The organism is Kribbella sp. NPDC003557 (assembly GCF_040610805.1).
Lineage (GTDB): Bacteria > Actinomycetota > Actinomycetes > Propionibacteriales > Kribbellaceae > Kribbella.
The window spans coordinates 75,884-87,069 of the sequence record NZ_JBEXMY010000006.1 but is presented as its reverse complement, the minus strand read 5'-3'; the positions used below and the strand labels follow the sequence as shown (position 1 = coordinate 87,069).

Below are 11,186 nucleotides of genomic sequence, written 5' to 3'. Positions count from 1 at the left end.
CTGTGGGGTGGCGGGACTCGCGGTGGCGGGGGCGGGTGGTGCCGCTTGTGGGGGTGGGGGCGGCGCTGGTGACGCTGGTGGCGGCTTATCCGGGGGCCGAGTTGGTGGGGCTGACTGATCCGTTGCCGTTCGTGGTGTGGTTGTGGTTCGGGGTTGCTGTGGGGGCCTTGATCGTGTTGGGGGTCGGGTGGCGGTCGGCTCGGTGGTGGCGACGGGGGGCGGCGGTTGTCGCGGCGGTGCTGGCGGGCGTGGTGTGTGCGAACGGGGTGAATCAGTTCGTCGGCTACTACCCGACCATCGACTCCGCGGTGAACGACTGGACGAACACGCCGTTGCCGGGGCAGGTGTCGATGGCGGGGATCGCGCACGACGCCGGGGCGACGAAGATGCCGGCGGTGGGGCGGCTGGTCGCGGTGGACGTTCCGGCGACGTACAGCCATTTCAAGCACCGGCAGGAGCTGGTCTACCTGCCGCCGATCTGGTTCCACGGCGCGCACCGGCCCGCGCTGCCGGTGGTCGAGCTGATCGGGGGTGAGCGGGGCGGCCCGGGTGACTGGGTGCGGCTCGGCGACGCCGTCAAGGTGTCCGACGCGTACGCGCACCGGCACCACGGGTACGCGCCGATCCTGGTGTTCGCCGACGCGACCGAGCGGTTCGACAACGACACCGAATGCGTGAACGGTCCGCGCGGGAACTCCGCCGACCACCTCGACCAGGACATCCCGCGGTACGTCGAGAAGACGTTCGGCGCGTCCCGGGATCCGCGGCAGTGGGCGGTCGCCGGGTTCTCGATGGGCGGCACCTGCGCGCTCGACCTGGTCGTCGAGCACCCGGACGTGTTCGGCCACTTCGTCGACATCTCCGGCGACCTCGCGCCGTACACGAGCACGCCGGCCGCCAGCCTGCACGACCTGTACGGCGGCAACGTGGCGCTCGAGAAGGCCAACGAGCCGCTGCTGGTGATGCGCGCGCACGGGAAGTACACCGGGGTCGACGGCCTGTTCCTGACCAGCACCCAGGAGCTGCGCCACCAGCACGAGGCCGAGGAGCTGTCCAGGGCCGCGGCCAGGGCCGGCATCTGGTCCAGGGTCGAGATCTCCCCCGGTACCCACGTGTGGCAGTTCGCCGCGCCCGCCTTCGCGTCGGCCTACCCGTGGCTGGTCAACCAGCTCGCCCTCCCCCAGCACGAAGGGAGCCACCCGAAACCGGCGTGATCGACAATCTGCGGCGGCTCGCCGCCGGTCTCCTGGTGCTCGCGCTCCTCACCGCGATCTCCGGCACGGACACGGTCAGCGAGATGCGCACCGGGGACGACGTCCGGGTGGTTGCCCTCGGCGACTCGGTCACGTCCGGCTCCAACTGCGACTGCACCCCCTTCCCCCAGCTGTACGGCGACCTGCTCCACGACCGGTCCGGCGCGGCGGTGACCGTCGACAATCTCGGCGTCGGCGGCCTCGACTCCAGCGGGCTGCTGCAACAGCTGGGCCGACCCGGCGCCGAGCAGGCGACCGCCGCGGCGAACGTCGTACTTCTCACGATCGGCGCGAACGACTTCGGCGACCACCACGACGACGTCACCAGCGGCCAGTGCGAAGGCGACTGCGTGTCCGACGAGTTCGAGCAGCTGACCGTCAACCTCGGCCGGATCCTGGCCCGCGTGCACGCGCTCCGCGGCGGCCGGCCGACAACCGTCCTGATGACCGGCTACTGGAATGTCTTCAAGGACGGCGAGGTGGCCCGGCGGCAGTACACCCCGAGCGGTCGGATCGCCAGCGACCAGCTCACCGTCCGCACGAACGAGGCGATCGCCGCCGCGGCCCGCGCCGGCGACGCGACGTACGCCGACATCTACACGCCGTTCGAGGACAATGCCGACGTCACCGCGCTGCTGGCCCCCGACGGCGACCACCCGGACGCGGCCGGCCACGCGCTGATCGCCAGGGTTCTGCTGGCCGCAACACCCAACCCTTTGCCCGCGTCCCCACGTCAGGGAGGGTAGAGACCCGAGGGGGAACCAGATGGCCGAGGCGTTCGCCGAGTTCGCGACCAGCAGGCACGGCGCGCTGTACCGGTACGCGTACCTGCTGACCGGCGACCGCGGCCTGGCCGAGGACCTCGTCCAGGAGGCGCTGGTCAAGACGTACGTCGGCTGGCACCGCCTGCGCGACCCGAACAACGCCGAGGCCTACACCCGGCGCGCGATCACCACCACCGCGATCGGCTGGTGGCGCCGGAAGTCCTGGCGGGCGGAGCGGCCGCACGACGACGTACCGGACCGCCCGGCGAACGACGAGGACGCGACCGCGCGGATCTGGCTGTGGCACGAACTGCAGAAACTCCCACCGCGGCAACGGGCCGCACTGGTCCTCAGGTACTACGAGGACCTCACCGAACCGCAGACCGCCGAGATCCTCGGCTGCAGCGTCGGGACCGTGAAGAGCCAGGTCTCCGACGCACTCAAGAAGCTCCGGGCCCGTCTGGGCTCCGACGTCGTGCTGAAGGCAGGGATGACCGAATGAACGACCTCCTCAAGGACACCCTGGCCGAACGCGCCGACAGCACCGAGCCGCCGCCGCTCGATCTGGACGCCATCGTGGCGGCCGGCAAGCACCGGGTCACCCGCCGGCGCGCTCTCGGCGTGATCGGCGGCGCGGTCGCCGTCGCCGCCGCCACGGTCGGCACCGCGACCGTCGTCCGTCCCCGCGACCCGCAGCCGCAACCCGCGAAGCCCGCCCCGTTCGCACAGCGGCGGCCGACCTATGCGCTGGGCGACACCATCCACTACGGCGACGAGATCATCTCGGTGGCACCGCACAAGGTGAACGCGTTCGTCCAGACCGACGCCGGCTTCGTGTTCCTGAACGCGGCCAACGCGATCCACGTCGTCGACCGGTCCGGCGTCCGCAGCCTGGGCAAGAGCGCCTGGCAACTCACCGCCGACTCCCACGGCTCCCTGGTCGCCTGGGTCGAGCTCCTCAACGATCACGGCGAGTCGGTGGTGTACGACGTCGGCGCGCGCCGCGAGCTCGTCCGCACGCCGATCGGCAACAAGATCCCGAAGTTCGCCAGCCTCGCGGTCGGTCCGCAGATCGTGGCGCTCGACGGGCGCCTCGCGTACTTCGGCACGCTGGACGGCCTGTACCGCTGGGACGTGACCGCCAACAAAGGTGAACTGATCGCCAAGGTGGGCCCGACCGCGGTCCGCACCGTGACCGCCGGGCTGTTCGTCTACCAGCAGCCGCTCGACCGGTTCGCCGGCAAGAGCCTGGCGATCGCGAAGACCGTCTCGCCGAACGAGCCGGCCAGGTTCACCGGCGACCTCGCGTTCCTCTCACCAGGTGCGGAACACCTCGTCACCGAGCCCGAGGACGCCAAGCCGGGCATCCAGCCGCTGTGGGCCGATCTGCTGATGTACGACGTCGCCGCCGGCGAGCCGAAGCGCGCGCCGAACGCCTACATCAGCACCTACTTCGGCCAATGGCTCGACGACAGGACGTTCACCGCCGTGGGAGAACACAACACCTCGCGGTCAGCCGACCTCCTGCTCGTCGACGCCGCCACCGGGTCCGTGAAGGTCGTCGCACCGAACTTCTCGGGCGCCGCGTTCCGCACAGCGGCGCCGCGGACACCGCCGTACGCCCTGCCGACCGGCCGGCCGATCATCGACCAGGGCTGAGCACGACGATTCCGGCTAACCTGTCCGGCGTGGAACAGTCGTTCGCCGCGACCCTGCGCGAAGCGCGAGTTGCCCGTGGGCTGACCCAGGAAGGGCTCGCCGAGCGTGCCGGGCTCAGCGCCCAGGCGATAGGACTGCTGGAGCGCGGAGTACGGCGCTTCCCGCAGCTGACGACGCTCGACAAGCTCGATCGCGCGCTCGGCCTCGACCACGCCGAGCGTCGTGTCTTCCGGCAACTCGCGGCGCGCGGCGCGGTGAGTGCATCGGCCACGCCCGCAGCGGACGGCGATCCGGCCTGGATCGTCGCCCGGCAGGCGCAGCGGGCGGCGCAGCAGGGCTTCGTCGGCCGACGGCGCGAGCTCGACCTGCTGGTCGACCTTCTGACCAAGTCACCGGCGCGCACCGGCGCACCGACCATCGTGACGATCCGCGGCATGGCGGGCGTGGGCAAGACGGCGCTGGCGACCGAGGCGGCGCACGCGAGCGCCCACCACTTCCCGGACGGAACGCTGTTCGTGAACCTGCGCGGATTCGGTACGCCCATGAGCCAGCTGCAGACAGCCGGACAGCTCCTCAGGGCCACCGGCGTACCGCCTGAGGTGGTGCCCGGGGAGCGGGCTGAGGCGGTCGCAGCGCTCCGCTCGCGCCTGATGAACCGTCGGCTCCTCCTGATCCTGGACAACGCTCGAGACGTCCAGCAGGTGACCGACCTGATTCCGGCATCGGCAGGGGCGGCCGTGCTGATCACCAGCCGCAACACCCTCTCCACGATGCCTGCCGCGCTGCACCTCCAGGTCGATCCGCTCGCTGCGAGCGAGTCGGCCGCGCTGCTCACGTCCATCGCTGGAGACGGCCGCCTGACCGATGCGGCCGACCGGATCGGTGAGCTGTGCGGTCACCTCCCGCTGGCACTGAGCATCGTTGCCGCCTGGTCGCTCACGCACCCGGCGGCCGCACCTGCGGAGCTCGTGGACCGGCTCGCCGACGAGTCGCACCGGCTCGACCTGCTGCACGCCGACGACCGCGGCGTTCGGGCCGGGTTCTCCTCGTCGGTCGAGCAGCTCCGCCGGATCGACCCACCGGCGGCCGAGGCCCTGCCGATCCTCGGCCTGAGCGACGCCGAGGACTTCACCGCGCGGACCGCCGCCCCGCTCCTGGCCGCCACCCAGGCCGAGACGAACCGGATCCTGGAACGGCTGGCCGACCTCCATCTCGTCGAGTCCCGGACCCCGGGCCGCTACCAGTTCCACGATCTCGTCCGCGCCTACGCCCGCGAGCTGGCCGCTCAGCTCCCGCCTGCGACGCAGGAGTCGTCCCTCGACCGCCTCCTCAGCTTCTACCTGTCCGTGGCGTGGCGCGCGGTCGTCCTGAACGGCCCGACAGCACTGCGGACGGCGTGGCCTCATCAGCCGCCTCCGCCCGCTGGAGCTGCCTTCGCGACGCACGACGCGGTGCTGGGCTGGATCGACGGCGAGCTGCACAACTACATCGCCTTGATCGAGCAGTTCGCCGCGGGCGGCGGGCGCGACGAGCGCGTCGCGGGTCTGGTGATCGGCCTCTACGAGTACTTCGTCAAGCGTGGAAATCTCGTCGACTGGCTCCCGTCGATCGATCGCGTCGTCACCGGCGACATCACCGAGTGGACCCGGGCCCAGCTGCACGCCGACGCCGCGATCGCGCTCGCGGAGCTCGCCAGGTACGACGAGTCGGCGGACCGGTTCGGTCTCGCGCAACGAGGTTTCGAGGCGGCCGGGAGTCTGCGCGGTATGTCCCTCGCGGCGAACAACAGCGCGCGCCTGCTCATCAGGATGCACCGGCACCGCGACGCCCTCCCGCTGGTGGAGTCCGCCCTCGCGGTCAACCGGGAGCTCGGTGACATCCGTGGGCTCGCGGCCGCCTACGGGACACACTGCGAGGTCCTCCTCGAACTGGGCGATCCGGTCGCCGCGGAGGCGGCCGCCAGGGCCGCGCTGCAGCAGTGGGAGGTCCTCGGTGACGCGGACGGGGTCGCCAACGCCAGGATCGAGGCAGCCTGGGCACGGGTGAAGTCCGGCCACCCCGAACTCGCCGTCGACGACCTGCGCCTGTCACTCCGCGAGCTCGAAGAACTGGGGCACAGCAAGGGCGTCAGCGACGCGCACTGGGTGCTGGCGCTCACCTTCAAGGAGCTGCGTGACCACGACCGCGCCATCCAGCACGTCGAGTCCGCACTGGAGATCGCCAAGGCAGTCGGCGACCGGCGCCGCGAAGCGCAGAGCCGGCTGACCCTGGGCGAGGTGCTCACCGGGATCCGCGAGTACGACGACGCGCTCGCGAATCTCCGGTTCGCACTCGACTTCTACCGCGTGCACCACCCGGGCCATGCCGAACGGGCCCGGCAACTGCTCGAGACGGCCGAAGCCGCATCACGCGTCTGACCGCGCAAGCACTCGATGCTCAGCTCTTGGCGGCGTCCTGGGCCGTCTTCTCCTGCTCCGGGGTGGCGTTCTCCGGGAAGTGGCAGGCGGTCTGGTGGCCCGGGCCCAGCTGGATCAGCGGGGGCTCGACCGTCTTGCAGATCTCCTGCGCCTTCCAGCAGCGGGTGTGGAAGCGGCACGCCGGCGGCGGGTTGATCGGGCTGGGGACGTCACCCTGCAGCCGGATCCGCTCCTGCTTGCCCTTCCGCTTGGTGTCCGGCACCGGGACGGCGGACAGCAGCGCGACGGTGTACGGGTGCATCGGCTTCTCGTACAGGCTGACCCGGTCGGCCAGCTCGACGATCTTGCCGAGGTACATCACCGCGACCCGGTCCGACACGTGCCGGACGACGGACAGGTCGTGCGCGATCATCACGTACGTCAGGTCGAACTCGTTCTGCAGGTCCTCCAGCAGGTTCACCACCTGCGCCTGGATCGACACGTCCAGCGCGGACACCGGCTCGTCGGCGACGATCAGCTTCGGCCGCAGCGCCAGCGTGCGCGCGATGCCGATGCGCTGCCGCTGGCCGCCGGAGAACTCGTGCGGGTACCGGTTGTAGTGCTCCGGCGACAGACCGACCAGCTCGAGCAGCTCCTGCACGGCCTTCTTCACACCGTGCTCGGTCTTCACGTTCTGCAGCCGGAACGGGGCGCCGACGATCTTGCCGACCGTGTGCCGCGGGTTCAGCGAACCGTACGGGTCCTGGAAGATCATCTGCACATCGCGACGCAGCGGACGCATCCGGCCCTCGCCGAGCTTGCTGATGTCGCGGCCCTCGAACACGATCTTGCCCGCCGTCGGCGTTTCCAGCCGGGTGAGCAGCCGGCCGGTGGTGGTCTTGCCACAGCCGGACTCCCCCACCAGCGACAGCGTCTCACCGCGGGTCACGGAGAAGGACAGGCCGTCGACCGCCTGCACGGCGCCGACCTGGCGCTGCAGGATCCCCTTGCGGATCGGGAAGTGCTTGACGAGGCCGTCGACCGACAGCAGCTCCTCGCCCATCTTCGGGACAACAGGAGTCGATTCGGCGTCAGTTGAAGTCACAGTCGTCGTCCCGTTCACAGCTTCGGCTTGATGTCGGTCTCCCACGCCTGCCGGCGGTTCTGCGGGGAGAGGTGGCAGGCGACCATATGGCCGTCGCCGATGTCGAGCAGCTCGGGCCGCTCGGTCTCGCTGAGCCCCTTGTTCAGGTGCGCGTAGTTGCACCGCGGGTTGAACGGGCAGCCCTTCGGCACGTTGATCAGGCTGGGCGGCGTGCCCTTGATCGGGATCAGCCGCTCGGTGCGCTCGCGGTCGATGCGCGGCATCGAGCCGAGCAGCCCCCAGGTGTACGGGTGCTGCGGCCGGTCGAAGATGTCCTCCGCGGTGCCGTACTCGATCGCGCGCCCGGCGTACATCACCTGGATGTCGTCGGCGAGCTCGGCGACCACGCCGAGGTCGTGGGTGATGATGATGACGGCGGAGTTGAACTCCCGCTGCAGGTCCCGGATCAGGTCCAGGATCTGCGCCTGCACGGTGACGTCGAGCGCCGTGGTCGGCTCGTCGGCGATCAGCAGGTCCGGGTCGCAGGACAGCGCCATCGCGATCATCGCGCGCTGCCGCATACCGCCGGAGAACTGGTGCGGGTAGGCGTCCACCCGCTTGTCCGGCTGCGGGATGCCGACCCGGTCGAGCATCTCGATCGCGTGCTTGCGCGCGACCTGCTTGCTGACCTCGTTGTGCACCCGGTACGCCTCGATGATCTGGTGGCCGACCGTGTAGAAGGGGTGCATCGCCGACAGCGGGTCCTGGAAGATCATCGCCATCCGCTTGCCGCGCAGCAGCCGGACCTCCTCCCGCGACGACGCCACCAGGTCCTGGCCGTCGAGGAAGATCTGCCCGCTGATCTTCGCGACCCCTGGCTTGTGCAGACCCATGATCGACAGGCTGGTGACGCTCTTGCCGGAGCCGGACTCGCCGACGATACCGAGCGTCTTGCCGCGCTCCAGCTTGAACGAGACCCCGTCCACCGACTTCACCAGACCGTCGTCGGTCGGGAAGTGCACCTTGAGATCGCGGACGTCGAGGAACGCCTCGCCGCGCTCCACCCGCTGAGTGCTGTCTTGAACTTCTTCGATCGGCTCGGTCACGAGATCCGCACCCTCGGGTCGACGACGGCGTACAGGAGGTCAACGATCAGGTTCGCCAGCACGATGAAGAACGCGGCGACCAGCGTCACGCCGAGCACCTTCGGCAGGTCGTTGGCCCGCAACGCGATGACGGCGTACTGACCGATACCGGGCAGCGAGAAGGTGGTCTCGGTGAGGATCGCACCACCCATCAGCAGACCGAGGTCCAGACCGAAGATCGTCACGATCGGCGTCAGCGCCGACCGCAGGCCGTGCCTCATCACCACGTCCCGTTCGGTCAGGCCCTTGGCCCGGGCGGTCCGGACGAAGTCCTCGTTCATCGTCTCGAGCATGCCGGCCCGGGTGAGTCGCGCGTACGCCGCGGCGTACAGGAACGCCAGCGTCACCCACGGGAGGATCAGGTCGTACGCCCACCAGAGCGGATTCGTCTCGTCGAGCGGGTTGACACCGCCCTGCTGGGTCCAGCCGAGGCCGTAGCTGAAGATCGACAGCGACAGCAGGCCGGTGAAGAAGATCGGTAGCGACACACCGGCCAGCGCCACCGACATGAGTGATCGGTCCAGCACCGACCCGCGTCTCAGTGCGGAGATGATGCCGGTCCCGACTCCGGTGATGAGCCAGATGAAGGCTGCCCCGAACGCGAGCGAGGCCGTCACCGGTATTCGTGCGACCAGGTCCGGCCAGACCGGTTGCTGGGTCAGGAACGAGTAACCGAAGCACGGGGCCGGGCAGTGTTCGGTTCCGGAGCCGTAGTTGTACTCCGTGCCGACCACGAGGCCCTTCACGAAGCGGCCGTACTGCACGTACAGAGGATCGGTGAAGCCGAGCCGCACCGCCGTGTTGTGGATCTGCTCCTGCCCGGCGGACTTGCCGACGTAGCGGCCGGCCAGGTCGTCGGCGGTGGCCCCACCGAGTCGCGGGACCAGGAAGAAGATCGAGAACGTGACGGCCGTGACGATGAAGAGCAGGATCACTGCTCCGATCACCCGGCGGACAAGATATGCGAACACCGTGCTCGGCGTGGTGGCCGGCGATCATCGCTGATCACCGGCCACCTTCAGCCTTCACCTACCTCTTCTGGTGATTGTTGTTCAGGGCAATGACTGCCGGTTACTTCTGCGCGAGACCGATGCTCGCGTAGTCGTACATGTTCTGACCGTCGTTGCTGAACACGTTCGCGAGCGTGTCCGGGCGGTACAGCAGGCCCTTGGCCCAGATACCCGGCAGCACGCCGGCCTGCTCCATGACCTTCTTGTCGACGTCCACCCAGATCTGGTTACGGGCGGCCTCGTCGGTCGTGGACAGCGCCTTGTCGATCAGCGCGTCGACCTCCGGGATCCGGATCCCCAGGTTGGTGTTACCGCCGGCGGCCCGGATCACCCGGCTGTCGACGATCTGGCTGAGGAAGCCGAAGCCGTCCGGCCAGTCCGCACCCCAGCTGTAGACGATCATGCCCAGGCCGTTGGCCTTCGCGTAGTCCGGCTTGCCGGCGTACAGCTTGGTGTAGTCACCGGTCGGGTAGCCCTTCGGCGTCAGCTTGATGCCGACCTTGGCCAGCGACTGCTGCAGCGACTCGGCGACGGCCTTCTCCTTCGGCCGGTCCGCACGGTAGGCGATGTTGGTGCTGAAGCCGTTCGGCATACCGCACTTCGTCAGCGCTTCCTTCGCCTTCGTCGGGTTGCCGTTCTTGTCCTGCTCGAAGCCGTAGTCGTCGAACTTCTGCGCACCCGCGACCGACGGCGGCATCAGGTTCGTCGCGATGTCGCCACCGATCGGACCGCCGTACGCGCGCTGGTAGCCCTCGTGGTCAGCGGCGTACAGCACCGCCTTGCGGCACTCGACGTTGTCGAACGGCTTGACCTCGCTGTTGAACACCGTGAAGTTCAGGCGCGTGGACAGCACGTTGTCGGTGTGCGCCTTCAGCTTCGGGTCGGCGAGGACCTTGGCCTGGGTCTCGGCCAGCACGCCGGTGCCGACGATGTCGACGTCGAGGTCGTTGGCCTGCAGCCGGTTGTCGATGTCGGCGCCGTTGACGTTGTAGGCGACGGTGATCTTGTCCGGCAGCGCCTTACGGCCCGAGTCCGGGTCGGTCGCCGGGTCGTACTGGTCGTTGCGGACCAGCGTGAAGCCCTTGTTCGCGTCGTTGCTCTCGAACTTGTACGGGCCGCTCGAGATCGGGTGCAGCTGGTACTTCGTACCGGTGTCCTTGGCCTGCGGGACGCCCGCGGTCGACGGCAGCTGCGCGAAGTAGTCGAAGCCGGCGAACGTCTTGTTCAGGTGGAACACGATGGTGTAGTCGTCCGGCGTCGTCATCGCCTTGGCCAACTGCTTCATCTGCGGGTCCTTGGCGACGCTGTAGTCCTTCGGCACGTCGACCAGGAAGTCGTTGAAGTACGTCGGGCCGTTCGGCAGCGTGGTCTTGTCCAGCGACCGGGCGACGCCGTACATGACGTCCTTCGCCTTGACCTCGGTGCCGTCCTCGAACTTGACGCCCTTGCGGATCTTGTAGGTCCAGGTCTTGGCGTCGTCGCTCGGCACGCCGGGGGCCTCGGCGAGGTCCGGAACGACCTTGCCGCCCTCCTTGCCCGGGGCCGACTTGAAGACCATCAGCGGCCGGACGTAGTTGCGGGCCAGGTTCCAGGACAGACCGTAGTAGGTGTCACCGGGGTCGGTGGAGTCCCACTTCTCGGTGGCCGCCATCCGCAGCGTGCCACCCTTCTTGTCGCTCGGGTTGAAGATCTTGCCGTTGGCTGCGTCGAACTCCGGCGTCGCCGCACTCGAGCCGCTACCCGACCCTCCGGAGGAAGCCTTGGGTCCCCCACAGGCCACCAGGCTCAAGGCGACGGCCGCACTGACGGCGGTGACCGTCGTGATGCGATTCCATCTCATCTCTTGTTGCACCCCTTAATTTGTTGAGAGCCAGG

Annotated in this window: 9 protein-coding genes; 5 read left to right on the top strand and 4 right to left on the bottom strand. The window is 69.1% G+C overall.

What is annotated here, in order from left to right; translation table 11 throughout:
• The first annotated feature begins 266 nt into the window (after nt 1-266).
• From ABZW60_RS25090 to ABZW60_RS25070, 5 genes are read left to right on the top strand one after another with little or no spacing between them, the layout of a single operon-like run.
• On the top strand, nt 267-1,214 hold the full coding sequence (locus ABZW60_RS25090; protein WP_355480665.1) for an alpha/beta hydrolase-fold protein: 948 nt from the start codon (nt 267-269) through the stop codon (nt 1,212-1,214).
• Nucleotides 1,211-1,999 carry an SGNH/GDSL hydrolase family protein gene (locus tag ABZW60_RS25085; RefSeq protein WP_355480663.1) on the top strand — a complete coding sequence of 263 codons (789 nt, stop codon included), beginning with the start codon at nt 1,211-1,213 and terminating at the stop codon, nt 1,997-1,999. Before ABZW60_RS25090 ends, ABZW60_RS25085 begins: the two co-directional genes overlap by 4 nt.
• 19 nt (nt 2,000-2,018) lie before the next feature.
• Nucleotides 2,019-2,519, top strand: coding sequence for a SigE family RNA polymerase sigma factor (locus ABZW60_RS25080; RefSeq protein WP_355480661.1), 501 nt, complete (start codon nt 2,019-2,021; stop codon nt 2,517-2,519).
• The gene (locus ABZW60_RS25075) at nt 2,516-3,676 is read left to right on the top strand and encodes a hypothetical protein (protein WP_355480659.1); all 1,161 of its coding nucleotides are present in this window, start codon (nt 2,516-2,518) and stop codon (nt 3,674-3,676) included. The genes ABZW60_RS25080 and ABZW60_RS25075 overlap by 4 nt, the downstream gene beginning before the upstream one ends.
• 29 nt (nt 3,677-3,705) lie before the next feature.
• Nucleotides 3,706-6,093, top strand: a complete 2,388-nt coding sequence (locus tag ABZW60_RS25070) for a tetratricopeptide repeat protein (RefSeq protein WP_355480657.1) — start codon at nt 3,706-3,708, stop codon at nt 6,091-6,093.
• A 19-nt stretch (nt 6,094-6,112) separates the two neighbouring features.
• Here ABZW60_RS25070 and ABZW60_RS25065 read toward each other — a convergent pair whose 3' ends face one another.
• The 4 genes from ABZW60_RS25065 to ABZW60_RS25050 form a co-directional block, all read right to left on the bottom strand.
• Nucleotides 6,113-7,135: a dipeptide ABC transporter ATP-binding protein gene (locus tag ABZW60_RS25065; protein ID WP_355480655.1), complete on the bottom strand. Its 1,023-nt coding sequence runs from the start codon at nt 7,133-7,135 to the stop codon at nt 6,113-6,115.
• A gap of 56 nt (nt 7,136-7,191) precedes the next feature.
• Nucleotides 7,192-8,262 (bottom strand): ABC transporter ATP-binding protein, encoded by a 1,071-nt coding sequence (locus ABZW60_RS25060; RefSeq protein ID WP_355480653.1) that lies wholly within the window; start codon nt 8,260-8,262, stop codon nt 7,192-7,194.
• Nucleotides 8,259-9,272, bottom strand: a complete 1,014-nt coding sequence (locus ABZW60_RS25055; RefSeq protein ID WP_355480651.1) for an ABC transporter permease — start codon at nt 9,270-9,272, stop codon at nt 8,259-8,261. Before ABZW60_RS25055 ends, ABZW60_RS25060 begins: the two co-directional genes overlap by 4 nt.
• 100 nt (nt 9,273-9,372) lie before the next feature.
• Complete coding sequence (locus ABZW60_RS25050) at nt 9,373-11,151, bottom strand: ABC transporter substrate-binding protein (RefSeq protein ID WP_355480649.1); 1,779 nt, start codon at nt 11,149-11,151, stop codon at nt 9,373-9,375.
• Nucleotides 11,152-11,186 lie beyond the last annotated feature (35 nt).